At 72.2% G+C, this 26,739-nt stretch carries 20 protein-coding genes, 1 pseudogene and 1 riboswitch; of the genes and pseudogenes, 16 read left to right on the forward strand and 5 right to left on the reverse strand.

The features are described 5' to 3' along the window. Positions 1 to 267: 267 nt before the first annotated feature. Genes AC0666_RS30610 through AC0666_RS30620 form a run of 3 tightly spaced genes read right to left on the reverse strand, consistent with a single transcriptional unit; the run spans position 268 to position 3,479 of the window. Positions 268 to 1,137, reverse strand: coding sequence for a hypothetical protein (locus AC0666_RS30610; RefSeq protein ID WP_468969759.1), 870 nt, complete (start codon positions 1,135 to 1,137; stop codon positions 268 to 270). Positions 1,138 to 1,175: 38 nt separating this feature from the next. After that, positions 1,176 to 1,805 (reverse strand): hypothetical protein, encoded by a 630-nt coding sequence (locus AC0666_RS30615; protein WP_468969756.1) that lies wholly within the window; start codon positions 1,803 to 1,805, stop codon positions 1,176 to 1,178. 42 nt (positions 1,806 to 1,847) lie between these two features. Continuing rightward, positions 1,848 to 3,479: an MFS transporter gene (locus tag AC0666_RS30620; protein WP_478708806.1), complete on the reverse strand. Its 1,632-nt coding sequence runs from the start codon at positions 3,477 to 3,479 to the stop codon at positions 1,848 to 1,850. Between the two features lie 282 nt (positions 3,480 to 3,761). On the opposite strand from AC0666_RS30620, the gene AC0666_RS30625 reads away from it, so the two are divergent. The 3 genes from AC0666_RS30625 (at position 3,762) to mfd (ending at position 10,830) form a co-directional block, all read left to right on the forward strand. Continuing rightward, positions 3,762 to 4,538 (forward strand): ABC transporter ATP-binding protein, encoded by a 777-nt coding sequence (locus tag AC0666_RS30625; protein WP_478708807.1) that lies wholly within the window; start codon positions 3,762 to 3,764, stop codon positions 4,536 to 4,538. A 56-nt stretch (positions 4,539 to 4,594) separates the two neighbouring features. Beyond that, positions 4,595 to 7,120, forward strand: a complete 2,526-nt coding sequence (locus tag AC0666_RS30630; protein WP_478708824.1) for an ABC transporter permease — start codon at positions 4,595 to 4,597, stop codon at positions 7,118 to 7,120. A gap of 179 nt (positions 7,121 to 7,299) precedes the next feature. After that, positions 7,300 to 10,830: a transcription-repair coupling factor gene (gene mfd, locus AC0666_RS30635; RefSeq protein WP_468969751.1), complete on the forward strand. Its 3,531-nt coding sequence runs from the start codon at positions 7,300 to 7,302 to the stop codon at positions 10,828 to 10,830. Between the two features lie 107 nt (positions 10,831 to 10,937). On the opposite strand, the gene AC0666_RS30640 is transcribed toward mfd, so the two are convergent. Further along, the gene (locus tag AC0666_RS30640) at positions 10,938 to 11,120 is read right to left on the reverse strand and encodes an antitoxin (protein WP_468581971.1); all 183 of its coding nucleotides are present in this window, start codon (positions 11,118 to 11,120) and stop codon (positions 10,938 to 10,940) included. 207 nt (positions 11,121 to 11,327) lie between these two features. Here AC0666_RS30640 and AC0666_RS30645 point away from each other — a divergent pair, with 207 nt between their 5' ends. Together AC0666_RS30645 and AC0666_RS30650 are read left to right on the forward strand one after the other, a co-directional pair. Beyond that, positions 11,328 to 11,933, forward strand: coding sequence for a hypothetical protein (locus tag AC0666_RS30645; RefSeq protein ID WP_468581972.1), 606 nt, complete (start codon positions 11,328 to 11,330; stop codon positions 11,931 to 11,933). Next, on the forward strand, positions 11,930 to 13,441 hold the full coding sequence (locus AC0666_RS30650) for a serine/threonine-protein kinase (RefSeq protein WP_361718245.1): 1,512 nt from the start codon (positions 11,930 to 11,932) through the stop codon (positions 13,439 to 13,441). The genes AC0666_RS30645 and AC0666_RS30650 overlap by 4 nt, the downstream gene beginning before the upstream one ends. A gap of 409 nt (positions 13,442 to 13,850) precedes the next feature. Here the strand turns inward: AC0666_RS30650 and AC0666_RS30655 are convergent. Next, positions 13,851 to 14,084, reverse strand: a pseudogene (locus AC0666_RS30655) (hypothetical protein); the annotation flags it as partial. Between the two features lie 192 nt (positions 14,085 to 14,276). Here AC0666_RS30655 and AC0666_RS30660 point away from each other — a divergent pair. The 11 genes from AC0666_RS30660 to AC0666_RS30710 all read left to right on the forward strand — a co-directional run bounded on the left by AC0666_RS30660 (position 14,277) and on the right by AC0666_RS30710 (position 26,717). Continuing rightward, complete coding sequence (locus tag AC0666_RS30660) at positions 14,277 to 14,903, forward strand: SurA N-terminal domain-containing protein (protein ID WP_468969748.1); 627 nt, start codon at positions 14,277 to 14,279, stop codon at positions 14,901 to 14,903. Between the two features lie 28 nt (positions 14,904 to 14,931). Continuing rightward, positions 14,932 to 15,918, forward strand: a complete 987-nt coding sequence (locus tag AC0666_RS30665) for a nucleoside triphosphate pyrophosphohydrolase (RefSeq protein WP_478708808.1) — start codon at positions 14,932 to 14,934, stop codon at positions 15,916 to 15,918. A 30-nt stretch (positions 15,919 to 15,948) separates the two neighbouring features. Continuing rightward, positions 15,949 to 17,253 carry a cytochrome P450 family protein gene (locus tag AC0666_RS30670; protein ID WP_468969743.1) on the forward strand — a complete coding sequence of 435 codons (1,305 nt, stop codon included), beginning with the start codon at positions 15,949 to 15,951 and terminating at the stop codon, positions 17,251 to 17,253. Positions 17,254 to 17,355: 102 nt separating this feature from the next. Beyond that, positions 17,356 to 18,381 carry a LysM peptidoglycan-binding domain-containing protein gene (locus tag AC0666_RS30675; protein ID WP_468969739.1) on the forward strand — a complete coding sequence of 342 codons (1,026 nt, stop codon included), beginning with the start codon at positions 17,356 to 17,358 and terminating at the stop codon, positions 18,379 to 18,381. 282 nt (positions 18,382 to 18,663) lie between these two features. Beyond that, positions 18,664 to 18,832: riboswitch (cyclic di-AMP (ydaO/yuaA leader) on the forward strand. Between the two features lie 2 nt (positions 18,833 to 18,834). Continuing rightward, on the forward strand, positions 18,835 to 19,530 hold the full coding sequence (locus tag AC0666_RS30680) for a transglycosylase family protein (protein WP_478708809.1): 696 nt from the start codon (positions 18,835 to 18,837) through the stop codon (positions 19,528 to 19,530). Between the two features lie 255 nt (positions 19,531 to 19,785). Further along, positions 19,786 to 21,072, forward strand: coding sequence for a phosphopyruvate hydratase (gene eno / locus AC0666_RS30685; protein WP_361718265.1), 1,287 nt, complete (start codon positions 19,786 to 19,788; stop codon positions 21,070 to 21,072). A 90-nt stretch (positions 21,073 to 21,162) separates the two neighbouring features. Continuing rightward, on the forward strand, positions 21,163 to 21,651 hold the full coding sequence (locus AC0666_RS30690; protein ID WP_468581979.1) for an FtsB family cell division protein: 489 nt from the start codon (positions 21,163 to 21,165) through the stop codon (positions 21,649 to 21,651). Positions 21,652 to 21,783: 132 nt separating this feature from the next. Beyond that, positions 21,784 to 22,359: a DUF501 domain-containing protein gene (locus AC0666_RS30695; protein WP_468969733.1), complete on the forward strand. Its 576-nt coding sequence runs from the start codon at positions 21,784 to 21,786 to the stop codon at positions 22,357 to 22,359. Beyond that, positions 22,356 to 23,309, forward strand: coding sequence for a Ppx/GppA phosphatase family protein (locus AC0666_RS30700; RefSeq protein ID WP_478708810.1), 954 nt, complete (start codon positions 22,356 to 22,358; stop codon positions 23,307 to 23,309). The genes AC0666_RS30695 and AC0666_RS30700 overlap by 4 nt, the downstream gene beginning before the upstream one ends. Before the next feature lie 474 nt (positions 23,310 to 23,783). Then, on the forward strand, positions 23,784 to 25,169 hold the full coding sequence (locus AC0666_RS30705) for an NAD(P)/FAD-dependent oxidoreductase (protein ID WP_356851348.1): 1,386 nt from the start codon (positions 23,784 to 23,786) through the stop codon (positions 25,167 to 25,169). A 216-nt stretch (positions 25,170 to 25,385) separates the two neighbouring features. Continuing rightward, a complete protein-coding gene (locus AC0666_RS30710; RefSeq protein ID WP_468969727.1) occupies positions 25,386 to 26,717 on the forward strand; it encodes a class I SAM-dependent methyltransferase in 1,332 nt (443 codons plus the stop codon). Positions 26,718 to 26,739: the final 22 nt, after the last annotated feature.

The raw sequence follows: 26,739 nt of genomic DNA on the forward strand, positions 1-26,739 counted from the left end.
CCCGTCCCCTCTGGAGTTGCGGGCGGGCGAGGGGGGTGCCCCGGCCAGCCGTGCGGCCCAGCGGGGCGGGCCCGGTGGGGCCGGGGGCGGGCGAGGGGTGGGGTGTCGTCCGGGGCTCATGACTTATGGCGCCTGTTCCGGGGGGCACTGGATTCCGGATGTGGCGCCGACACATCACGTTCTACGCCCCTGACGACACCCCACCCCCCTCCCGCCCCCGGCCGGACGGTTTCCCCCTGCAAGCCCGCTTCCGGGTGGGAGCGCTCGTCAGGCGGTGCCTGCGTGGGTGGTTGCGGGGGCCGGGCGGGGTGGGGTCGGGTCGGTCGGGTAGGGGGAGGGGTCGCTGCGCAGGCCGCGGGAGGTGACCGTCACCGTGAAGGCGGGCGGGGCGCCGGGCGGCAGGGGGGCGGTCAGGGTGCAGGCGGTCGGGTCGAACTGCGTCGGCAGGGGCGTCGCGTCGACCTCCACGCGGGCCTCGGGGCCGAAGCCGCCGCCCTCGACCCGTACGGCGCCGTCCGCGACGGTGACCCGGGTGATCACCGGGTTGGCCCGGGTGGCCATCTTGTTCACCAGGTAGGCCCCCGCCGGTGCGCCCGTCAGGGCCCAGATCTCCTCGGGCAGGCGGGGCAGTCCGGCGCCGACGTCCGTGAGGAAGAACAGCACCACGTAGAGCATGGTGACCGCGCTGAGCGCCACGTACTGGAGGTCCACCAGGTCCGTGCGGCCGCTGTCGTTCGCGATGAGCTCGCGCAGGGGCCGGTGTCCCTGCGGGGTGGGCTTGGGGGCGGGTTTGGCCAGGCTGCCGTTTTCCAGGCGGGTGCCGACCACTGCCTTCGCCGCGATCAGGGCGACGTACGGGCCGCCGAGCAGGGGCAGGTAGACCGTGGTCAGGGTGGACAGCGGGCCGTGGCCTCCGGTGCCGTGGAAGTAGGTGATGCCGCCGCCTGCCATGAGGCCGTACGCGAGGATCGCGAGCAGCAGCCAGACGAGGATCACCGTCCAGGCCAGGGCCAGGGCGGTGGAGGTGGACAGGCGGCCGTCGCGGCCGGTGACGGGGCCGGGGTGCCGGCGCAGCCGCCAGCCGATCGGGCCGGCCAGTGCGGCCAGTAACAGCAGTGCGAAGAGTGCGGAAGCCATGTCGTCCCCCCGGTACGGTCGCTGATCCGGCCTCAGGTCTACTCGCTTGGCCCGGGCCATGACAAGCCGGACCTCAGTTGCCGCTTGATCGCCGTGACGGCTGCCCTTGGGTCGTCGGCGTGGCAGCGGACCGTGTGGACCTCCGTGCGTCTGCCCAGGAGGCTGACGGCGGTGACCGGTTGGCTGAGTTCGATGGTGAGCGAGGTCTGCGACGCGACGGCCACCTCCAGGACGCCGTCCTCGGCCTTCTTCCCGTCCGGGAACCGGAGGTCGTAGTGGACGGACTCGATCCGTTCCGAGGGTATCCACAGGTCGAGCCCCGCCCCGCGCCGCACCCGCAGTCCGCCGGGCCCGAGGACGTGGGGGCGGGTGACGGCCGCGGCGTGCAGCCCCAGCACCAGGCACACCGTGTAGAGGTCGAGGACCAGCATGACCAGGTGGGCGACCGGATATGCGGCGAGCATGAAGGACACCCCGACGGTCTCGACCGCGAAGACGAAGACCAGTCCGTACGAGGTCGGCGCCTGGGCGCGTGCGTAGCCGAGGGCGGTGTCGGCGGGGCCGACCCCGTGCCTGCGCCGGGCTGCCCACAGGCCGAGGCTCCTCATCCAGCGGCCCTCGTGGGCCAGTAACCGCCGTGCCTGTGCGGCTCGTTCGTTGATCGCCATGACTCCAGTGAAACAGAGGGCCCGTGTTGCGCCCGGGGCCGTTCAGTCCTGGGGGAGGACCGGGAAGCGGCGGGGGGCTACCAGGAGGAGGGTCAGGAGGGCTGCGAGGGCGGCGGCCGTGGCGCCGAGGAAGATGTGGTCGACGGCGGTGGCCAGGGCCGCGCGCAGGTAGTCGGCGGCGGCCCCCGGGAGTTGTCCGGGCTGGGCCAGGGCCTTGGACACGTCGTCCAGGTGCTCCGGCAGCCCCGGCATGGGGGCGTGGGCCAGCCGGGAGGCGAGGGTGGCGTTGGCGACGGCTCCGAGCAGGGCGGCTCCGACGCTCTGGCCGACCTGCCGGCAGAAGAGCACCGAGGCCGTGGTCGTGCCGCGCTCCGCCCAGCCGACGGTGGACTGGACACCCACGATCAGCGGCAGCTGGAACAGGCCGAGGGCGGCGCCCAGCGCCAGCATGATCAGTGCGGGCTGCCAGGGCCGGGCGGGGTGGGGCAGGAGGGTGAAGGAGAACAGGATCGCGGTCGCCAGGGCCATTCCGGCGGCCGCGGTGTTGCGGAAGCCGATGCGCCGGTAGACGTGCTGGCTGAGGGCGGCCGACAGGGGCCAGCTGAGGGTCATGGTGAAGGTGACGAGCCCGGCGGTGAAGGGGCTGAGGCCGAGTACGGACTGGGCGTAGGTCGGCATGAACACCATGGGGGCGACCATCAGTACGCCGAGCGCGCCCAGGGCCAGGTTCACGGCGGCGATGGTGCGCCGGCGCCAGACCCAGCCGGGCAGGATCGGTTCCGCGGCCCGGCGTTCGATGCGCAGGGTCACGGCGGCCAGCAGGGCGCTCGCGCCCAGCAGGGCGAGGGAGGGCGCGGACAGCCAGGGCCAGGCGACTCCGCCCTGCACCAGGGCGAAGAGCAGCAGTCCGCCGCAGGCGAAGACGCCGAGCGCCCCTGCCCAGTCGACGGGACCCCGGCGTCCGGGGGAGCGTACGGGTTCGACGAGGTGGCGGCTGATCATCCACAGGGCCAGGCCGCCGAGCGGCAGGTTGATCAGGAAGATCCAGCGCCAGTCGCCGTAGGCGGCGAGCAGGCCGCCGAGCGCCGGACCGGCGACGGCGGAGGTGGCCCAGACCGAGGACATCCTGGCCTGGATCCTGGGGCGGTCCTTGAGCGGGTAGAGGTCGGCGGCCAGTGTCTGCACGGTGCCCTGGAGGGCGCCGCCGCCCAGGCCCTGCACGATGCGGAAGGCGATGAGTGCGGCCATGTTCCAGGCGAGGGCGCACAGGAGGGAGCCGAGGACGAAGAGGGCGACGCCGAAGAGCAGGACGGGCTTGCGGCCGAAGGTGTCGGACAGCTTGCCGTAGACGGGCAGGGTGACGGTGACGGCGAGCAGGTAGCCGGCGAAGAGCCAGGAGAAGACGGAGAATCCGCCGAGGTCGCCGACGACTTGGGGGACGACGGTGGAGACGGCGGAGCTGTCGAGGGCGGGCAGGGCCATGGCGAGCATGAGGGCGGCCACCAGGGCGGTGCGGGGTCCGGCGCCGGTGCCGGCCGGGTCCGCCGCCTCTTTCGCCGCGCCCGCCGCGGCTGCCGTTCCCGTGGGGGTCGCGGCTGGGTTCCCGGATATGCCCGCGGGTGCGTCGTCGGGGCTCTCGCCTGCGGCTTCGCTCCTGCTCTCCTCCGTACCCACCAAGATCCCTTCACTGTGCACGGACCTGCGGGTGACACCTTCTCACCATGGCGTTTGAGGCGGTATCCCCTGCCCATCCCTCAGTACGGATCCCCCGGAGGGTGGAGAACCCCTAGGGGGTGCTCCTCACAAGGGCCCAGGGCTCATTCGTCCCGGCGGAGGAGGAGACCGGCCCGGCGAGGTTCTTAACTGGTGCATACGAGCCGGGGTGGGGTCGCTCCTCCCGGGCGGCTACGCATCGAAGCTACGCATCGAACGAGGAGACAGACCGTGACAACGGCTATGACCGAAACCAGGCACGGGGGTACTGGAGGGCATGCAGCCGTCGCGGCCCGGGCGCGGAAGGTCGTCAAGGCCTACGGCGCCGGCGAGACGCGCGTGGTCGCCCTCGACGAGGTGGACGTGGACATCATGCGGGGCCAGTTCACCGCGATCATGGGCCCTTCGGGTTCCGGCAAGTCCACGCTGATGCACTGCCTCGCCGGCCTCGACACCGTGACCAGCGGCCAGATCCATCTGGACGACACCGAGATCACGGGGCTCAAGGACAAGAAGCTGACGCAGCTGCGCCGCGACCGGATCGGGTTCATCTTCCAGGCCTTCAACCTGCTGCCGACGCTGAACGCCCTGGAGAACATCACGCTCCCCATGGACATAGCGGGTTGCAAGCCCGATGCGGAGTGGCTGGACCGGGTCGTGGAGACCGTCGGTCTCGCGGGCCGCCTCAAGCACCGCCCGACCGAGCTGTCCGGCGGCCAGCAGCAGCGCGTGGCCGTCGCCCGCGCCCTCGCGGCCCGCCCGCAGATCATCTTCGGGGACGAGCCGACCGGAAACCTGGACTCCCGTGCGGGTGCGGAGATCCTCGGCTTCCTGCGCCGCTCGGTGGACGAGCTCGGCCAGACCATCGTGATGGTCACGCACGACCCGGTGGCCGCCTCGTACGCGGACCGCGTCGTGTTCCTCGCCGACGGCCGGATCGTGGACGAGATGTACGGGCCGACCGCCGACCAGGTCCTGGACCGGATGAAGGACTTCGACGCGCGCGGGCGGACCTCGTGAGTGCGAATACCGTCCTGAAGACCTCGCGGCGCAACTTCCTCGCCCACAAGGGGCGCATGGCCCTTTCGGCGGTCGCCGTCCTGCTCTCCGTCGCCTTCGTCTGCGGCACCCTGGTGTTCACGGACACCATGAACACCACCTTCGACAAGCTGTTCGCCGTCGCCAACTCCGATGTCACCGTCAGCCCGAAGGCGGCCGAGGCGGGCGAGGAGAGCCCGAACCGCGGCCGGCCCGAGGTGCTGCCGGCCGCGGCGGTCGAGCAGGTGAAGAAGGCCGAGGGCGTCAAGGCCGCCGAGGGCGGCGTCGTCTCGATGTCCGTCACGGTCGTCAACTCCAAGAACGAGAACATGGGCTCGACCACCGGTGCCCCGACCATCGCGGGCAACTGGAGCGACAACGAGCTCAAGTCCATGAAGATCACCTCGGGTCAGGCCCCGCGCGGCCCCACCGAGGTGATGGTCGACGCCGACACGGCGAAGAAGCACCACCTGAAGCTGGGCGACGAGCTGCGCACCATCGCCATCACGGGTGACGTCCGCGCGAAGATCAGCGGTATCGCCACCTTTACGGTGACCAACCCGGGTGCGGCCGTCGTCTACTTCGACACCGCCACCGCGCAGGAGAAGCTGCTGGGCGACCGTGCGGCGTACACCCACATCAACGTCACCGCCGAGGAAGGGGTCGGCGACGAGCAGCTCAAGCGCAACATCGCCGCCGCCGTCGGCGCGGGCACGTACAAGCTGCAGACGGCGAAGGAGGCCGCGGACGCGAACCGCAAGGACGTCGGCTCCTTCCTGAACGTCATGAAGTACGTGATGCTCGGCTTCGCCGGGATCGCCTTCCTCGTCGGCATCTTCCTGATCTTCAACACCTTCTCGATGCTGGTGGCGCAGCGCACCCGGGAGATCGGGCTGATGCGCGCCATCGGCGCCGACCGCGGCCAGATCCTGAAGTCCGTCGTGGTCGAGGCCGTGCTGCTGGGCATCGTCGGCTCGGTGCTGGGTGTCGCCGCCGGTGTGGGCCTGGCGGTGGGCCTGATGAAGCTCATGGGCCAGATGGGCATGCACCTGTCCACCGACGACCTGACGGTCGCCTGGACCACTCCGGTCATCGGCCTGGTCCTCGGGATCCTGGTCACCGTCGTCTCGGCCTTCATCCCCGCCCGCCGGGCCGGGAAGGTCTCGCCGATGGCCGCCCTGCGCGACGCCGGCACCCCCGGCGACAAGAAGGCCGGCCGGATCCGGGCCGTCCTCGGCCTGGTCCTCACGGGCATCGGCGGCGCGGGCCTGTTCCTCGCCGCGGGCGCCGACAAGGCCGCCACCGGTTCGCTGTGGCTGGCGCTCGGCGTGCTGTTCAGCCTCATCGGCTTCATCGTCGTCGGCCCGCTGCTGGCCGCCGGCGTGGTCCGGGTGCTCTCCGGCGTGGTGCTGCGGCCCTTCGGGTCGGTCGGCCGGCTCGCCGAGCGCAACGCCCTGCGCAACCCGCGCCGCACCGGGGCCACCGCCGCGGCGCTGATGATCGGACTGGCGCTGGTCGCCTGCCTGTCGGTGGTCGGCTCCTCGATGGTGGCCTCGGCCACCGACGAGCTCGACAAGTCGGTCGGCGCCGACTACATCGTCCAGTCCCAGACCGGCCAGCCGGTCATGCCGCAGGCCGAGCAGGCCCTGCGGGCGGCGAAGGACCTCGACCACGTCACGGCGTACCGCGAGGTGGAGGCGAAGATCACCGCCCCCGACGGCTCCGCCGAGGACACCCCCCTGAGCGCCACGGACCCCACGTACGCGAAGGACGTCCGGCGCAAGATGGTGGCCGGCGAGCACGCGGCGGCGTACGGCAAGGGCGCCATGTCGGTCGGCTCGCTCTACGCGGACCAGCACCACGTCAAGGTCGGCGACGAGATGACCGTCGCCTTCAAGGGCGGTGCCACCGCCAAGCTGAAGGTCGCCGCGATCACCTCCGACGAGGGCAACCTCGACAAGGGCGTGAAGTACATCAGCACCGCGACCGCCGAGGAGTTCGTGCCGGCCGACCGGATGCCGCGGCCGTTCATGCTGCTGGGCAAGGCCGCCGACGGGAAGAGCGACGCGGCGTACGGGGCCGTCAAGGCCGCGCTCGCGGAGTACCCCCAGTACAAGGTGCTCAACCAGACCGACTACAAGAAGGCGCTCAAGGACCAGGTCGGCCAGCTGCTGAACATGGTCTACGGCCTCCTCGGCCTGGCGATCATCGTCGCGGTCCTGGGAGTGGTGAACACCCTCGCCCTCTCGGTGGTCGAGCGGACCCGTGAGATCGGCCTGATGCGCGCCATCGGCCTCTCCCGCCGCCAGCTGCGCCGCATGATCCGCCTGGAGTCGGTGGTCATCGCCCTCTTCGGCGCCCTCCTCGGTCTCGGGCTGGGCATGGGCTGGGGTGCGACCGCGCAGCAGCTGCTGGTCCTGCAGGGTCTGAAGGTGCTGGAGATCCCGTGGTCGACGATCATCGGCGTCTTCATCGGGTCGGCGTTCGTCGGACTGTTCGCCGCGCTGGTCCCGGCCTTCCGGGCGGGGCGGATGAACGTACTGAACGCGATCGCGAGCGAGTAGCCGCGGTCGTCACGGGGGAGCACACCGGCCCCGGTCCACCCCGCACGGGCTGGACCGGGGCCGGTGTCGTCCGTATCCCGGGGGCGGCCCGCACCGCTGCGTCGTAGGGTGGGAACCCCCGGCCCGCGTGCGTGTCGGGTCCTTCGCGTTGCCCCTTCACCGGATGGAAAGCCTCCTTCATGAGCCTGCACGGACTGCTCGACGCCGTCACCCGGGACCCGGCCCTCGCCGAGGCGGTCACCGCGGCCGGGGACGGCAACCGCATGCACGTGGACCTCGTCGGCCCGCCGGCCGCGCGTCCCCTGGCCATCGCCGCGCTGGCCGCGCGGACCGAGCGGACCGTCCTCGCGGTCACCGCGACCGGCCGGGAGGCCGAGGACCTCGCCGCCGCCCTCAGGTCGTTCCTGCCCCCGGACCAGGTGGCGGAGTTCCCGTCCTGGGAGACGCTGCCCCACGAGCGGCTCTCGCCGCGCAGCGACACCGTGGGCCGCCGGCTCGCCGTCCTGCGCCGGCTCACGCACCCCAGCAAGGACGACCCGGCGGCCGGTCCCGTCTCCGTGGTGGTCGCGCCGATCCGCTCGGTGCTCCAGCCGCAGGTCAAGGGGCTGGGCGACCTGGTGCCGGTGAGTCTGCGCCGCGGCGAGAGCGCCGATCTGGGCGAGGTCACCGAGGCGCTGGCCGCGGCCGCGTACGCCAGGGTGGAGCTGGTGGAGAAGCGCGGGGAGTTCGCCGTGCGCGGCGGCATCCTCGACGTGTTCCCGCCCACCGAGGAGCACCCGCTGCGCATCGAGTTCTGGGGCGACGAGGTCGAGGAGATCCGGTACTTCAAGGTGGCCGACCAGCGGTCCCTGGAGATCGCCGACCACGGTCTGTGGGCCCCGCCGTGCCGGGAGCTGCTGCTGACCGACGGGGTACGGGAGCGTGCGGCGGCCCTCGCCGAGGCGCACCCCGAGCTCGGCGAGCTGCTGAACAAGATCGCCGAGGGGATCGCGGTGGAGGGCATGGAGTCCCTCGCCCCGGTGCTGGTCGACGACATGGAACTGCTCATCGACGTGCTGCCCGCCGGGTCGATGGCCGTGGTGTGCGACCCGGAGCGGGTGCGGACCCGGGCCGCCGACCTGGTCGCGACCTCGCAGGAGTTCCTGATGGCCTCCTGGGCCGCCACCGCGGGCGGCGGGCAGGCCCCGATCGACGTGGGGGCGGCCTCGCTGCGCGGGATCGCGGACGTCCGCGAGCGGGCCCGCGAGCTCGGCATGATGTGGTGGTCGGTCTCGCCCTTCGCCGCCGACGAGCAGCTCGGCGGGGACACGCTGAAGCTGGGGATGCACGCCCCCGAGGCGTACCGCGGCGACACGGCCCGCGCGCTCGCCGACACCAAGGGGTGGATCGCCGACGGCTGGCACACCGTCTACCTCACCGAGGGCCACGGCCCGGCCGCCCGTACCGTCGAGGTGCTGGGCGGGGAGGGCATCGCGGCCCGGCTGGAGGCCGACCTGCCCGTGCTGGAGCCGGGCCTGGTCCACGTGGCGTGCGGCTCCCTCGACACCGGCTTCGTCGACCCGGCCCTGCGCCTGGCCGTCCTCACCGAGACGGACCTGACAGGGCAGCGCACCGCCACCAAGGACCTGGGCCGGATGCCGACCCGGCGCCGCAAGTCCGTCGACCCCCTGACCCTGGAGGTCGGCGACTACATCGTCCACGAGCAGCACGGCGTGGGCCGCTACATCGAGATGGTGCAGCGCACGGTGCAGGGCGCCACCCGCGAGTACCTCCTCGTCGAGTACGCCCCCGCCAAGCGCGGCCAGCCCGGCGACCGGCTGTACATCCCCACCGACCAGCTGGAGCAGGTCACCAAGTACGTGGGCGGCGAGGCCCCGACCCTGCACCGGCTCGGCGGCGCCGACTGGACGAAGACCAAGGCGCGGGCGAAGAAGGCCGTCAAGGAGATCGCCGCCGACCTGATCAAGCTGTACAGCGCGCGGATGGCGGCCCCCGGCCACACCTTCGGCCCGGACACCCCCTGGCAGCGCGAGCTGGAGGACGCCTTCCCGTACGCGGAGACCCCCGACCAGCTCACCACCATCGCCGAGGTCAAGGAGGACATGGAGAAGTCCGTCCCCATGGACCGGCTGATCTGCGGCGACGTCGGCTACGGCAAGACCGAGATCGCGGTGCGTGCGGCGTTCAAGGCGGTCCAGGACGGCAAGCAGGTCGCCGTCCTCGTCCCCACGACGCTGCTGGTGCAGCAGCACTTCGGGACCTTCTCCGAGCGCTACAGCCAGTTCCCGGTGAACGTGAAGGCGCTCTCCCGCTTCCAGTCCGACACCGAGTCGAAGGCCACCCTGGAGGGGCTGCGCGAGGGCTCGGTGGACGTGGTGATCGGCACGCACCGCCTCTTCTCCCAGGAGACGAAGTTCAAGGACCTGGGCCTGGTCATCGTCGACGAGGAGCAGCGCTTCGGCGTCGAGCACAAGGAGCAGCTGAAGAAGCTGCGCGCCAACGTGGACGTGCTCACCATGTCCGCGACACCGATCCCGCGCACGCTGGAGATGGCGGTGACCGGCATCCGCGAGATGTCGACGATCACCACCCCGCCGGAGGAGCGCCACCCGGTGCTGACCTTCGTCGGCCCGTACGAGGAGAAGCAGATCGGCGCGGCCGTCCGGCGGGAGCTGCTGCGCGAGGGCCAGTGCTTCTACATCCACAACCGCGTCGAGTCCATCGACCGGGCGGCGGCCAGGCTGCGCGAGATCGTGCCGGAGGCGCGGATCGCGACCGCGCACGGCCAGATGTCCGAACAGGCCCTGGAACAGGTCGTGGTGGACTTCTGGGAGAAGAAGTTCGACGTGCTGGTCTCGACGACGATCGTCGAGTCGGGCATCGACATCTCCAACGCCAACACCCTCATCGTGGAGCGCGGCGACAACTTCGGTCTCTCCCAGCTGCACCAGCTGCGCGGCCGCGTGGGCCGCGGCCGCGAGCGCGGGTACGCGTACTTCCTGTACCCGCCGGAGAAGCCGCTGACCGAGACCGCGCACGAGCGGCTCGCGACGATCGCCCAGCACACCGAGATGGGCGCCGGCATGTACGTGGCGATGAAGGACCTGGAGATCCGCGGCGCGGGCAACCTGCTCGGCGGCGAGCAGTCCGGCCACATCGCGGGCGTCGGCTTCGACCTCTACATCCGCATGGTCGGCGAGGCGGTGGCCGATTACCGGGCCGCCGTCGAGGGCGGTGAGCAGGAGGAGCCGCCGCTGGAGGTCAAGATCGAGCTGCCGGTCGACGCGCACGTCCCGCACGACTACGCGCCGGGCGAGCGGCTGCGCCTGCAGGCGTACCGGTCCATCGCGTCGGCGAACTCCGAGGCCGACATCAAGGCCGTGCGCGAGGAGCTGACCGACCGCTACGGCAAGCTGCCCGAGCCGGTGGAGAACCTGCTGCTGGTCGCGGGGCTGCGGATGCTGGCCCGCGCGTGCGGGGTCGGCGACATCACCCTCCAGGGGCCGAACATCCGCTTCGGGCCGGTGGAGTTGCGCGAATCGCAGGAGCTGCGGCTGAAGCGGCTCTACCCGGGGGCGGTGCTCAAGCCCGCCACCTCACAGGTGCTGATCCCGCGGCCGAAGACCGCGAAGGTGGGCGGGAAGCCGCTGGTCGGCCGGGAACTGCTGGCCTGGACCGGGGAGTTCCTCACCACGATCCTCGGGTCGTGACGGGTCGTGGCCGCGCTCCCCGCGTCGTGACCCGCCCACGGCCGTGACCGTGGCCGCGGCGGGGACCGGTGTCCACCGGTTCCCGCCGCGGCCGTCGCGTGCCGGGGCTACCTGTCGGGGTCGTCGTCGATCCCCATGCGCCGCTCCATCTGCTGCTGGCCCTGGTCGACCTGGTGGGTGTACTTGTCACCGGTCCGCCGGTTGGCCTGCCGCTCGGCGGCGTCGGACGCCTGCTTCGCCTGCTTGCCGTGGCCCTGCAGCATTTCCTTGGCCTTGTCGAAGATCCCCATACGAGGGCTCCCTTCCGTATCCCTTTTGGGACGGTACGCGTGTTTGGCGGAGCCCGCTCGCCGAGCCGGGCGGGCCCTGCTCCGGCCGCCGGGCCGCGCGGCAGGTGGCGACCCTGCAACGGTTGGGCGGATCCCCTCACTGGCGGCCGGAAACGCTGTATACGCTCAGTCCCGAACGTTCGTCGACACGGCCCGTCAGGAGCAGCAATGCACGGCCCCGGCATCCCGCCGCAGCAAGGCCCCCAGCCCAGCACCGGGGGCGTGGTGGCACTGCGCGTGCTGTTCGCCCTGCTGCCCGTCCTGAGCTGCGGCTTCCTGGCCTGGGGCACGATGCTGCGGCTCGCGGTCGTCACCCGCAAGTCCCGGGACTGGGGGCTGCTGGCGGCCAGCGGCGTGCTCACCGTCCTCTGGATCGCGCTCATCAACGCCGACAAGACACCCGACACCAGTGGCTGGCAGAGCGACACGGGGGCGCTCGGCACGATCCTCACCGGCTTCGCGGTCTGCGTGTACTTCCTCATCGCCGACATCCGACACCACGACGCGGCCGCAGCGGCCCGGACCGCGCCCTGGTACCCGCCGCGCCCGGCCCCGTACGTACCGCCGCAGCAGCAGAACACCACCCCGGCCGCCTACGCCTACCCGCCCACCCCGCAGCAGCAGGCCCCGGCCCCCGCTCCGGCCACCCCGCCGCGGATCGGGCAGGTCCGCGCCGAACTCGACGAGCTCAGCGAACTCCTGCGCAAGCAGACCCCGCCGAGGAACCCCGACCCGAACCAGCCGCGCAACGAGGGTGAGGGCACGGCCCGGTGACCGAGGACCACCGGATCATCGGCGAGCGCTACCGGCTGGCCGCCCTCCTGGGCCAGGGCGGCATGGGGCAGGTCTGGACGGCGTACGACCAGCGCCTGGACCGCCGCGTCGCCGTCAAACTGCTGCGCCCCGACAAGGTCGCCGGGCCCGGCTCGGTCGCCGACGAGCTGCGCAGCCGCTTCGTCCGCGAATGCCGGGTCACCGCGCAGGTGGACCACCCCGGCCTGGTCACCGTCCACGACGCGGGCAGTGACGGGGACGAGCTCTTCCTCGTCATGGGCTACGTCGAGGGCACCGACCTCGCCGACCACCTCGCGCAGCACGACCCGTACCCGTGGCCGTGGGCGGTCGCCGTGGTCGCGCAGCTGTGCGCGGTGCTGTCGGCCGTGCACGCGGTGCCGATCGTGCACCGCGACCTGAAGCCGCGCAACGTCATGGTCCGGCCCGACGGCACCGTCCTGGTCCTGGACCTCGGTGTCGCCTCGGTGATGGACACCGACACCACCCGCCTCACGAGCACCGGTTCACCGATCGGCAGCCCGGCGTACATGGCGCCCGAGCAGGCGATGGGCGGGGCGGTGGGCCCGTACACCGACCTGTACGCGCTCGGCGTGCTGCTCTACGAACTCCTCAGCGGCAACGTGCCCTTCGCCGGGTCCACCGCGCTCGGCGTCCTCCACCGCCACCTGTACGAACCGCCGGTCCCGGTCCGCCGCCTGCGCCCCGAGGTCCCCCACCAGTTGGAGGCGGTCCTCCTCCACCTGCTGGCCAAGGACCCCCAGGACCGGCCGTCCTCCGCGCAGCAGGTCTACGAGGCCCTCGCCCCGCTGCTGCCCAAGCAGGGCTCCCCCGCCGGCCCGCTCGACCCGACCCGGCCCTTCCTGCGCCCGCACGCCCCCTGGCCGGACCGCGCCGCCACCGTCCCGCCGCAGCCCACCGCAGCCCCCGCGGTCCCGCCCCGGCCGGACATCCCGGCCGCGGTGGACGAGGCCCGCAGCCTGCTGGACCAGGGCCGCCTGACCCAGGCCGTGGACATCCTCGGCGGGATCCTCCCGGCCGCGGCCGACGAGCACGGCGAGCACTCCCCGGTGGTCCGCTCGCTGCGCAAGCAGTACGCGGCCACGCTGATGGACGACGGCCAGTACCGCCGCGCCCTGCCCGAACTGCGCCGCCTCGCCGACGAGTTCCCGGCGGGCGACCCGCAGGCGCTGCGCTTCCGCTACGACGCGGCGCAGTGCCTGGAACAGCTCGGAGAGCCGGCCGCCGCCCTGGCCGAATACCGCTCCCTGCTGCCCCTGTTCGAGAACCACTACGCCAACCCGGACCCCGGCCTGCCCCTGGAGGTCCGCCGCCGGATCGCGCACCTGCTGCTCTCGCTGGGCGACCGCCCGGCGGCCCACGACACCCTGGCCCGCCTCCTCTTCGACGCGGACCGCGTCCACGGCCCGGCCCACCCCTTCTCCACGGAGGTCCGCCGCACCCTCCAGTGGCTCGGCCAGGTCCGCTGACCCCTGCCGGCTCGGGCGCCCCCGCCGCGTCGGCGCGAGCGCCGTACCCGCACGGCCAGGAGCAGCAGGGCGGCCGCCGCGAGGGCCGTGCCCGGGAGGAGGCCCGGGGGGGCGGAAGGTGCAGGTGATCGTGGTCGTGCCGGGGTCAGGGGAGTGGAGACCAGGCCCAGGTGGGACGTGGCCGGGCGGCCGTTGCAGGTCCAGCCGGCGATGGCCGGGGCCGACAGGACCGCCGTGCCCCGCGTGCCGGCCGGGACGGTGGCCCGGATGCCCGAGGAGCCGACCCGCAGGCCGGTCGGTGCGGTGGACCGCAGGGTGGCGACCGCCGCCGCCAGCCGGGCCCCGTCCAGGCAGGACAGCTCCCAGCGGCCCGGCTCGGGCGCGTCGAAGACCAGCGGGGAGGAGCCGCGGACTGCCAGTTGAGCAGCAGCCCGCCCCGCGCGCGCCCGTGCAGGAGGTCCCACAGGTGGGCGTGGAAGGGGACGAACTGGTTGCCGAGGTCGTTGATGCTGCGGTGGCGGTGTCCGTACGGGAAGACGCGGGCGACGGCGTCCCCGGCGCACACGGCCACCACCGTGGTCAGGGCGGCGAGCGCCGAGCCCGACAGGCTCCGGCGGCGCGGCGAGCGGTGCGGTGTCGACATGGTGGGCCGACCCTGGCAGCACCGGTGGACCGAGGGGTGGCCGCGGGATGGCGCGGACACCAACACCCGCGTACCCCGACACCCCCGGAATCGTTGGTCGAACCAGTGGCTCGGATCACCCTGACTGCATACCATCGATCACCGCACGGCCCTTGTGCACCGACGCACAATCTCCCGGCCCTGGAGGCTCCTTTGCACCGTCGCACAGCGCTCTCCGTCTCCGCCGCCCTGCTCGTGGCGGCTCCCCTGCTGTCCGCCTGCTCGGGCCAGGCCCGCCCCGGCACCGCGGCCGTCGTCGGCGGCGAGCGGATCACCACTGCCGCACTCCAGGCACAGGTCAACGACGTCCGCGCCGCGCAGAACCGTTCCGGGGCGGCCGCCGCCCAGCTCATCCAGTCCACGCCGGGCCTGGAGCGGATCAAGCTCAACAAGATGATCCAGACCGAGGTCCTGGAGCGCGCCGCGAAGGACGCCGGCGTGAGCATCAGCGACAAGGAGGTCGGCGACTTCCGCAAGGCCCAGCTGGAGCAGGCGGGCGACACCGGCAGGCTGGAGCAGGCCGCCCTCCAGCAGGCCAGCCTCGCGCCCGGCCAGCTCGACGCGGACGCCCGCTTCAAGCTGCTGCGCGACAAGCTGTTCGACCACTACGGCAGCCAGGACAAGGCCGTCGTGCAGCTCGCGGCCGCCGCGAAGGCGCTGCACATCGAGGTCAACCCGCGCTACGGCGTCTGGGACCCGCAGCAGATCGTGCTCGGCGACCAGGACACCCCCTGGATCGTCCAGCGGACCCGGCCCGAGCAGCCCCCCGCCGGAGCCTGAGCCGCCGCCGCGGAGGTAGGTTCGGAGGGTGAACCACGACGCCCCCTCCGAACCCGCCGAGCCCACCGGCCGCATCGTCCTGCTGACCACCAGCCACCGGGTCGCCCCCGGCCTGCTGTCCTGGCCGGCCTGGCAGACCCTGCACGCCGCGGACCGGGTGCTGTGCGCCGATCCCGACCACCCGCAGCTGCCGTACCTGCGCGAGGCGGGCATCGGCGTCGAGCAGGAGAGCCCCGATGCGCAGGGCCTGGTCGAGGCCTGCGCCGGCGGGCGCACCGTCGTGGTCCTGCCGAGCGGCGAGGGCGACCGGCGGCTCACCGACGGACTGGCCCGGCTCGCCGGCTCCGGCCGGGTCGCCATGCCCGACCTGGAACTGCTGCCCGGGTCCTACGACCTGCCCGGCGCCCGCCTCCTCGACCTGGTCCAGGTGATGGACCGGGTTCGCCGGGAGTGCCCCTGGACCTCGGCCCAGACCCACGAGGGGCTCGTGAAGTACGCCATGGAGGAGGCGTACGAACTGGTGGAGGCCATCGAGGCCGGCGACCGCGAGGAACTGCGCGAGGAGCTCGGGGACGTGCTGCTCCAGGTGGTCTTCCACGCGCGCATCGCCCAGGAGGACCCGCAGGAGCCGTTCTCCATCGACGACGTGGCCGGGAGCCTCGTCGAGAAGCTGATCCACCGCCATCCGCACGTCTTCGGGGACGCCGAGGCGCTGACCGCGGACGACGTCCGTGCGCACTGGCAGCGCACCAAGGCCGTCGAGAAGCAGCGGGAGTCCGTCACCGACGGGATCCCGCTGGGCCAGCCGGGCCTGGCGCTCGCCGCCAAGCTCGCCGGCCGGGTCCGCGCGGGCGGGTTGCCCGTGGAGCTGCCCCGCGGCGAGGGCATCGGCTACGAGCTGCTGGCCCTGGCGGCGCGGGCGGAGGCCGAGGGCGTCGACCCGGAGACGGCGCTGCGCGCGGCGGCCCGGACCTACCGCGCCGCGATCCGCGCCGCCGAGGGCCTCACGGCGTAGGGCCCGGGCGGCGCGGGATACCGTCGGGGCGTGCACGAGCCGAACTCCGCAGCCTCCGCAGCAGCCTCCGAAGACCGCACTCCTCCCCAGGGCCCCACCCTGTTCGACTGGGAGTTCGCGACCGACCCCTACCCCGCGTACGCCTGGCTGCGCGAGCACTCCCCGGTGCACCGCACCAAGCTCCCCAGCGGGGTCGAGGCCTGGCTGGTCACCCGGTACGCCGATGCCCGCCAGGCCCTGGCCGACCAGCGGCTCAGCAAGAACCCGGTGCACCACGCGGAGCCGGCGCACGCCAAGGGCAAGACCGGGATCCCGGGGGAGCGCAAGGCGGAGCTGATGACGCATCTGCTCAACATCGACCCGCCGGACCACACCCGGCTGCGGCGGCTGGTGTCGAAGGCGTTCACCCCGCGCCGCGTCGCCGAGTTCACGCCGCGCGTGCAGGAGCTCACCGACCACCTCATCGACCGGATCGTGGACAAGGCAGGTGCGGACGGCAGGGGCGAGGCGGACCTGATCCACGAGTTCGCCTTCCCGCTGCCCATCTACGCCATCTGCGAGATGCTCGGCGTCCCCCGCGAGGACCAGGACGACTTCCGCGACTGGGCCGGGATGATGATCCGCCACGGCGGCGGGCCGCGCGGCGGGGTCGCCCGCTCCGTGAAGCAGATGCGCACCTACCTCGGCGAACTCATCCACCGCAAAAGGGACGATCTGGGCCATGACCTCATCTCGGACCTGATCCGGGCGAGCGACCACGGCGACCACCTGACCGAGGCCGAGGCCACCGCCATGGCCTTCATCCTCCTCTTCGCCGGGTTCGAAACCACCGTCAATCTGATCGGAAACGGGTTGCATGCCCTTTTCATGAACCCGGACCAGCGCACGCGGCTGCAGGCCTCGCTCGCCGCCGGGGAGCGGTCCCTGCTGGAGACCGGTGTGGAGGAGCTGCTGCGCTACGACGGCCCCGTGGAGCTGGCCACCTGGCGCTTCGCCACCGAGCCGCTGACCCTCGGCGGGCAGGAGATCGCGGCCGGCGACCCGGTGCTGGTCGTCCTCGCGGCCGCCGACCGGGACCCCGAGCGGTTCGCCGATCCGGACACCCTGGACCTCTCCCGGAGTGACAACCAGCACCTCGGCTACGGGCACGGCATCCACTACTGCCTGGGGGCTCCGCTCGCGCGACTCGAAGGACAGACCGCGCTTGCGACTTTGCTCACGCGTCTGCCAGATCTGGAACTCGCCGTTCCGCCAACGGAGCTGCGCTGGCGCGGCGGACTGATCATGCGTGGCCTGCGCACTCTTCCCGTCCGCTTCACAGCCAGGAACGAGTGAACGCCACCTGACCGCGAGTCAGTTTCCGACCGAACTTGTGACAATCGTGAGAAGGCCGCTAGGTTCTGCCGTTACCCAGCCGTTATGCGAAAGGTGCAGCTCATGCGTTCCGGGAACGGCCGCCACAGACGCCCCCGCCAGGTACCCGCGATTGTCGTCACCGCCGGAGTCACCGGCTCCGCGTTGGCCCTGCCCCTGCTCGCCGCCACCGGCGCGAGCGCGGCGGACGCCTCCACGTGGGACAAGGTCGCAGAGTGCGAGAGCGGCGGCTCCTGGAGCGCCGACTCCGGCAGCGGTGCCTACGGCGGACTCCAGTTCACCCAGGAGCAGTGGAACAACGCGGGCGGCCTCACCTACGCCGCGCGGCCCGACCTCGCCAGCCGTTCCCAGCAGATCGCCGTCGCCGAACGGGTGCTGGCCTCCCAGGGCCCCGAAGCCTGGCAGCTGTGCGCCGCCGGGGCCGGGCTGACCCAGCAGTCGCCCGCCGCCGCGGTGGACCCGGGTACGCCCGGCACCCACGGGCCGATCGCCCCCACGCCCTCCCGCCCGGACGACGCCGTCCCGGCCGGCGGTTCCGGCGCGCCCGCCACGGACTTCGGGGCACCGACCCCGACCCCGGACCCCTCGTTCACGCTCCCCGCGGCGCCGCTCGCGCCCTCCAGCGGACTGCCCGTCATGCCGGCGCCGGACGACCCCACCACGATCCCTGTGTTCCCGGGCGACCCGACGACGAGCCCTGTGGTCCCCGCGCCGACGGCCCCGACGCTGCCGTCCGACCCGACGAGCCCTGCGCCCCCGACCGACCCGGCGAGCCCCACGCTGCCCGCCCCGGCCGACCCGAGCGCCCCTGCGGCGCCCGGCGCCCCGGGCGCCTCCACCGACCCGGCGGGCGCCGGGGATGCCTCCGCCACCGGCAAGCACCGTGGTGCCCCCGCGCAGGAGACCCCGGCCGCTCCTGATGCTGCGTCGGAGCCCACGTACACGGTCAAGTCGGGCGACAGCCTGGCGACCATCGCGGATGCCAAGGGAGTCAAGGGCGGGTGGAGCGCGCTCTACCAGGCCAATGAGCAGGTCATCGGCGAGGACGCCAACCTGATCAAGCCCGGCCAGAATCTGGATCTAAGTTAGCAATATGGGCAGTTCGGGCGCCCGGAAGGTGCTGAATGTCGGTTATCGGCAAGTGAGACATGTGTCTCTTCCGGTCAACTGGCGTGTCACGCCCTGCGTCTTCCGCAAACCCCGTCCTCACCTGCGCAAACACCCGTAAGAGGAGCGCAAGTAGGGGCCGTTTCTCCCCGATGTCGCGCGTTGAACATCGGGGAGGGACCTGTCTACCTTCTGAACCGCCCGCCATCGCGGGCCCCTTCGACCGCATCGCCGAATCCTGCCGGCGGACGGGGGGAACAGTCGTCGCGTCAAGCGCCGAAGGCAGGAGCGGGGGACCCAAGGTAGGTGCCGGGCCCGGCCATTGAGAGATGGTCAGGGAACGGCTTGGGGTGAAGCCGCGCGCCAGTCGCGCGGCCGGGCAACATCGGCCCGAACCCGACAGCTCACCTCGTAGGCGTCGGTGAGGAGAACTCCATGCTGCTTTCCGGCAAGGGCAAGCACCGCCGCGCCTCCAAGGCCGCACGCATCGTCACGCTCGCCGGCGTCACCGGCGTCGCCGTCGCGGCACCCCTGATGGCGGCCGGCTCGGCCAGCGCCGCGACCGCCTCCGAGTGGGACCGCGTCGCGCAGTGCGAGTCCGGCGGCAACTGGGCCATCAACACGGGCAACGGCTACTACGGCGGCCTGCAGTTCTCGTCCTCCACCTGGGCCGCGTACGGCGGCAAGGCATACGCCGCGCAGGCCAACCAGGCCTCCAAGGCGCAGCAGATAGCCATCGCCGAGAAGGTCCTCAAGGGTCAGGGCAAGGGCGCTTGGCCGTCCTGCGGCGTCGGCCTGTCGAACTCCTCCTACACCGGTGGTGGGACCGACACCCCGAAGAAGACGGAGCAGAAGACCCAGCCCCAGAAGACGCAGCCGAAGAAGACGCAGCCGAAGAAGACCGAGCCGAAGCGCGCCGAGGCGCCGACCACCCGCTCCGAGCGCTCCGAGGCCCCGGCCGCCGCTCCGGTCGGCACCGGCTCGTACGAGGTCAAGACCGGCGACACCCTCAGCACCATCGCCGAGGCCAACGGCGTCAAGGGCGGCTGGGAGAAGGTCTTCGAGCTGAACAAGGACACGGTCAAGGACGCCGACCTGATCTTCCCGGGGCAGAAGCTGAAGCTCAGCTGACCCCCGCACGCACTCCCCGCCGCCCGGCGCGTCTCCGCACGCGCCGGGCGGCGGCACGTGCGGGTCGTGATCAAGGCCGTGATCAAGGCCGTGATCAGGGTCCCTATGTCCCGGAAGCGGGGTATTCGGGCCCTTTTTCGTCCCAGGAGCCGGGCGGTCGGGCGGCCCAGTGCCCGGAGCCGGTTAGGCTCTAGTCGGCAGGGCCGTCCCACGGCCTCCCGCCACCGCACATCCAGCGTCACATCCCAGAAGGAGATGCTCGTGCCGTCCATCGACGTCGTCGTAGCCCGGGAAATCCTGGACTCCCGAGGCAACCCCACGGTCGAGGTCGAGGTGGGCCTCGACGATGGCAGCACCGGCCGTGCTGCAGTTCCGTCCGGTGCCTCCACCGGTGCCTTCGAGGCCATCGAGCTCCGCGACGGTGACCCCAACCGCTACATGGGCAAGGGTGTCGAGAAGGCCGTCCTCGCGGTCATCGAGCAGATCGGCCCGGAGCTCGTCGGCTACGACGCCACCGAGCAGCGTCTGATCGACCAGGCCATGTTCGACCTGGACGCCACCGACAACAAGGGCTCGCTCGGCGCCAACGCCATCCTCGGCGTCTCCCTCGCCGTCGCGCACGCCGCGTCCGAGGCCTCCGACCTCCCCCTCTTCCGCTACCTCGGCGGCCCGAACGCGCACCTGCTGCCCGTTCCGATGATGAACATCCTCAACGGTGGGTCGCACGCCGACTCCAACGTGGACATCCAGGAGTTCATGATCGCCCCGATCGGCGCGGAGTCCTTCTCCGAGGCGCTGCGCTGGGGCGCGGAGGTCTACCACACCCTCAAGAAGGTCCTCCACACCAAGGGCCTCTCCACCGGCCTGGGCGACGAGGGCGGCTTCGCCCCGAACCTGGAGTCCAACCGCGCCGCGCTCGACCTCATCGTCGAGGCCATCAAGCAGGCCGGCTACACCCCGGGCAAGGACATCGCGCTGGCGCTCGACGTCGCCGCGTCCGAGTTCTACAAGGACGGCAAGTACGAGTTCGAGGGCCAGTCCCGCTCGGCCGCCGAGATGACCGAGTACTACGAGGAGCTCGTCGCGGCGTACCCGCTCGTCTCCATCGAGGACCCGCTGTTCGAGGACGACTGGGCCGGCTGGAAGACCGTCACCGACCGCCTCGGCTCCAAGGTCCAGATCGTCGGCGACGACCTGTTCGTCACCAACCCGGAGCGCCTGGCCCGCGGTATCGAGGAGGGCTCCGCGAACGCCCTGCTCGTGAAGGTGAACCAGATCGGTTCGCTGACCGAGACCCTCGACGCCGTCGAGATGGCCCAGCGCAACGGCTTCAAGTGCATGATGTCGCACCGCTCCGGCGAGACCGAGGACGTCACCATCGCCGACCTCGCCGTCGCCGTGAACTGCGGCCAGATCAAGACCGGCGCCCCGGCCCGCTCGGACCGCGTCGCCAAGTACAACCAGCTGCTGCGCATCGAGGAGATCCTCGACGACGCCGCCGTGTACGCGGGCCGCAGCGCGTTCCCGCGCTTCAAGGGCTAATTGCGCCCTCGCCTCCGTACGTCCCCGCACTCGGTCCCGTACCGTGTGCGGGGACGTATTGCGTAGTGCGTGCACAGGGGAGGCGGGACCATGGCCGGGAACCGGGATCGGTTCTCCACCTTCTCCACCGCGACCAGGCTCAAGCAGCTCGGCGAGCGGACCGCCGCGCACGTCTACCGCTCGCAGAGCCGCCGTCAGGTCCGCCGCAGCCGGCTGACCGGCCGGGCCGCGCTCCTGGTGCTCGTCCTCTGTACGCTGGTCGTGGCCCTCGCGTATCCGATGCGCCAGTACGTCTCCCAGCGCTCGGAGATCGCGGAGCAGCGGCGGGCGGCCGAAGCGGCGAGCCGGCGCCTCGAACGCCTCCGCGACGAGAAGGCCCGCTGGCAGGACAACGCGTACGCGGAGCAGCAGGCGCGCAAACACCTGCACTTCGTCCGCCCGGGCGAGATCAGCTACATCATGACCGACCCCGGGGCCGAGGCCGCCGAGCGGCACCGCAACGGACAGGCCGGATCCGACCGGCCCTGGTACTCGAACGTCTGGGACGGCGTCGACAAGGCGGACCGCCCCGGAGACTGAGCGGCGGCGAGCCGTCCGGGCCGTACCAGGCAGCAGTACCAGGCCGGCAGTACCAGGCCGGCAGTACCAGGCCAGCAGTACCAGCGAGCAGTACCAGCACCCATCCACGAGAACGAAGAGACTTCCTCCGGCATGCAGACGCCCCCGCCCCAGACCGACCGGACCGAGCCGACCGACGCGGACATCGAGGCGTTCGAGCAGCAGCTCGGCCGCCCGCCGCGCGGGCTGCGCGCCATCGCCCACCGCTGCCCGTGCGGCCAGCCGGACGTGGTGGAGACCGCCCCGCGGCTGCCCGACGGCACGCCCTTCCCCACGCTGTACTACCTGACGTGTCCGCGCGCGGCCTCCGCGATCGGCACGCTGGAGGCCAACGGCGTGATGAAGGAGATGCAGGCCCGGCTCGCCGAGGACCCCGAGCTCGCCGCGGCCTACCGCGCCGCGCACGAGGACTACATCCGGCGCCGTGACGCCGTCGAGGTGCTCCAGGGCTTCCCGAGCGCCGGCGGGATGCCGGACCGGGTGAAGTGCCTGCACGTGCTGGTGGGCCACTCGCTGGCCGCCGGTCCCGGGGTGAACCCGTTCGGCGACGAGGCCCTGGCCATGCTGCCGGAGTGGTGGGCCAAGGGCGCCTGCGTCACCCCGTGCGCGGAAAGGACCGAGGGCGCGCAGGACGAGGCGCGGACGGCCGGGACGGAGGCGGGCGCGTGACCCGGGTCGCGGGCATCGACTGCGGTACGAACTCCATCCGCCTGCTCGTCGCGGACTGCGACACGGCGACCGGCGAGCTGGTCGAGCTGGACCGGCGGATGACGATCGTCCGCCTCGGCCAGGGCGTGGACAAGACGGGCCGGCTGGCCCCCGAGGCCCTGGAGCGCACCTTCGCGGCCTGCCGCGACTACGCGGCGGTCATCAAGGAGCTCGGCGCCGAGCGGCTGCGCTTCGTGGCCACCTCCGCCTCCCGCGACGCCGAGAATCGGGACGAGTTCGTCCGGGGGGTGCTGGACATCCTGGGCGTCGAGCCCGAGGTGATCTCCGGTGACCAGGAGGCGGAGTTCTCCTTCGTCGGCGCCACCAAGGAGCTGACGGGCGCCGTCCACATGGACAAGCCGTTCCTGGTGGTGGACATCGGCGGCGGCTCGACCGAGTTCGTGGTCGGTGAGGAGCACGTACGGGCGGCCCGCTCCGTGGACATGGGCTGCGTACGGATGACCGAGCGCCACCTGGTGGTGGACGGGGCGGTGAGCGACCCGCCGAGCGCGGAGCAGATCGCCGCCATACGGGCCGACATCGAGGCGGCCCTGGACCTGGCCGAGCAGACGGTGCCACTGCGCGAGGCCCGCACGCTGGTGGGCCTGGCGGGCTCGGTGACCACGGTCGCGGGGATCGCGCTTGGGCTGCCGGAATACATCTCCTCGGCCATCCACCACGCCCGGATCCCGTACGAGACGGTCCGCGAGATCAGTCAGCGGATGCTGACCACCACGCACGCCGAGCGGGCTGCGATCCCGGTCATGCACCCCGGTCGGGTCGACGTGATCGGCGCGGGCGCGCTGATCCTCCTGGCGATCATGGAGCGGATCGGGGCCTCGGAGGTCGTGGTCTCGGAACACGACATCCTCGACGGCATCGCCTGGGACGCGGCGCGCGCCGACGGCTGACCCCGCCGCACCCCCTTCGCGGCCCCGGGCCGACCGGAACACCCCGTTCCGGTCGGCCCGTTCGCGTGGGGCGAGGGCTCGCCGGGTGGCGCGAAACCGCCCTCCGGAGGGGTGTGCGGGGCCGCCTGCCGAGAAAGTTCGTGAAGTTCTTCACAAGGAAAAGAAGCCTGTGGGGGCGTCCGAAGGCACTTTCGGGGGGTTCCCGGGGGTCGTAGGCGTGTTTTGGCCGGGCGCTTGTGCGAACCGCGGAGCTCGGCGCGGTCGGCCGGTAGCTACCCACGAACCCGGTGGTCTACTCCGGTTGAGCGCCTGGAGGCCAGTTCAGGACGGGTGAACAACGAATCTCGTTACACCGTGGTTCCCCTTCGACGCCATGACCTCCGTCACGTGGGCCGCGCAGTGTAGCAGAGGCCTCGGCACACCTTGTGAAGGGGCTCACGAGCGTCACCCCTGAGGGTGCTGGATACTCGTTCCATGAGCACCACGGAGCGTCCCAGGATCCTCGTTGTAGGAGGTGGGTACGTAGGCCTGTACGCAGCCAAGCGCATCATGAAGAAGATGCGCTACGGCGAGGCGACCGTCACGGTCGTCGACCCGCGCTCGTACATGACCTACCAGCCCTTCCTCCCCGAAGTGGCCGCAGGCAGCATCTCGCCTCGGCACGTCGTCGTCCCGCTGCGACGCGTGCTGCCCAAGGCTGAGGTTCTCACCGGCCGGGTCACCAGCATCGACCAGGACCGCAAGGTCGCCGTCGTCACGCCGCTCGTCGGCGAGGCGTACGAGCTGCCCTTCGACTACCTGGTGATCGCGCTCGGCGCCGTCTCCCGCACCTTCCCGATCCCCGGCCTCGCCGAACAGGGCATCGGCATGAAGGGCGTCGAAGAGGGCATCGGCCTGCGCAACCACGTCCTTGAGCAGCTGGACAAGGCCGAGTCCACGACGGACGAGAACGTCCGCCGCAAGGCCCTCACCTTCGTCTTCGTGGGCGGCGGCTTCGCCGGCGCGGAGACCATCGGCGAGGTCGAGGACATGGCCCGCGACGCCGCCAAGTACTACGCCACGATCAAGCGCGAGGACATGCGCTTCATCCTGGTCGACGCGGCGGACAAGATCCTTCCCGAGGTCGGGCCCAAGCTCGGCACCTGGGGCAAGGAGCACCTTGAGTCCCGCGGCATCGAGATCTACCTCAACACCTCGATGGACTCCTGCGTGGACGGCCACGTGGTGCTGAAGAACGGCCTTGAGGTCGACTCCAACACCATCGTGTGGACCGCGGGCGTCAAGCCCAACCCGGCCCTGGCCCGCTACGGCCTGCCGCTGGGCCCGCGCGGCCACGTGGACACCGCCCCCACCCTCCAGGTCCAGGGCACCGACTACATCTGGGCCGCCGGCGACAACGCCCAGGTCCCGGACGTCGCCGCCCGCAAGGCCGGCGTCGAGAACGCCTGGTGCCCGCCGAACGCCCAGCACGCGCTGCGCCAGGCCAAGGTCCTCGGCGACAACGTCATCTCGGGCATGCGGGGCTTCCCGCAGACCGAGTACGAGCACTCCAACAAGGGTGCGGTGGCGGGCCTCGGCCTCCACAAGGGCGTCGCGATGATCGTCATGGGCAAGATGAAGATCAAGCTCAAGGGCCGGCTCGCCTGGTACATGCACCGTGGCTACCACGGCATGGCCATGCCGACCTGGAACCGCAAGATCCGCGTCTTCGCCGACTGGACCCTCGCCATGTTCCTCAAGCGCGAGGTCGTCTCCCTCGGCGCCCTCGAAACCCCGCGCGAGGAGTTCTACGAGGCCGCCAAGCCGGCGCCGGCTCCGGCCGCCGCCGCGGCACCGGCCCAGAAGGCCAAAGCCTCCTGACCCGCCGGTAGTACCCTGCACGTCCCCGAAGGGGCCGCCCGCCATCCGTGGTGCGGGCGGCCCCTTCGGCGTGCCGTCGACGTGCCGTGCGCGTGCCGCGGACGCGCCGTCGGGGTGTCTTCGCCGCGCCACCGGGTGCCTCGGCGCGCCGTCCCGGCTTATCGGGCGCCGGAATTGGGTAGGCCGTTCGGTCGGATCATTCAGGAGGTGCCTTCGATGACCGACGCCGCGCCGCGGCTGGCCGCACTCGCCGAGACCCTGCTGGGCGCCCCCCTGCCCGTACGCATCCGAGCCTGGGACGGCAGCGAGGCCGGACCGCCCGGCGGCCCCGTCCTGGTCATCGCCCACCGGCGGGCCCTGCGCCGCATCCTGTGGAAGCCCGGCGAGCTGGGGCTCGCCCGCGCCTGGGTCGCCGGGGAGGTGACCGTCGAGGGCGACCTGTTCGAGCTGCTGGGCCGGGTCGCGGGCCTGCTCTGGGAGCGGGAACCCGCCGCCGTGCGCCGCACGCACCTGCCGGATCGGGCCGCCGGCGCCGTCCGGACCGCCGCCCTGCTGCGTGACCCGGACGCGCGGGCCGCCGTACGGGAGCTGGTCACGCTGGCCCGGCCCTGGAGCCCGCCCGCACCGCCGCCCGAGGAGGCCTCCCGCCGCGGCGGACCGGCGCACAGCAAGAACCGCGACCGGCAGGCGATCAGCCACCACTACGACGTGGGCAACGAGTTCTACGAGCGGGTCCTCGGCCCGTCCATGGTGTACTCCTGCGCCTACTGGAGCCCCGGCTCCACCCTGGAGCAGGCCCAGCGCGACAAGCTCGACCTGGTCTGCCGCAAGCTGGACCTGCGCCCCGGCGAACGGCTCCTGGACGTGGGCTGCGGCTGGGGCTCCATGGCCCTGCACGCCGCCCGGGAGTACGACGTCCACGTCACCGGCATCACGCTCTCGCGCGAACAGGCCGTCTACGCCCGCAAGCGGATCGCGGAGGAGGGGCTGGCGGACCGGGTCGACATCCGCGTCCAGGACTACCGGGACGTCAAGGACGGGCCGTACGACGCGATTTCGTCCATCGGCATGGCCGAGCACGTCGGCGCCGAGCGCTACCGCGGATACGCCCGCACCCTCCACGCCCTGCTGCCGCCCGGCGGCCGGCTGCTGAACCACCAGATCGCGCGAAGGCCCGAGCCGGACGAGGAGGCGTACCGGATCGACGAGTTCATCGACGCCTACGTCTTCCCCGACGGCGAACTCTCCCCGCTCGGCAGCACGGTGGGCGAACTGGAACGGGCCGGCTTCGAGGTCCGGGACGTGGAGGCGCTGCGCGAGCACTACGGACTGACCCTGCGGGCCTGGGTGGCGCGGCTTGAGCGGCACTGGGACGAGTGCGTCCGGCTGACCTCGCCCGGCCGGGCCCGGGTCTGGCGGCTGTACATGGCGGCCTCGGCGCTGGGCTTCGAGCGGGGCCGCCTCGGGGTCAACCAGGTCCTCGCGGTGCGGCCCTCCGGGGCGGGGGAGTCCGGGCTGCCGCTGCGGCTGCGCACCTGGGGCGCGTAGGCCCCCGTACGACACCGCGGAC

The sequence above is a fragment of the Streptomyces sp. NPDC043680 genome (assembly GCF_056436685.1).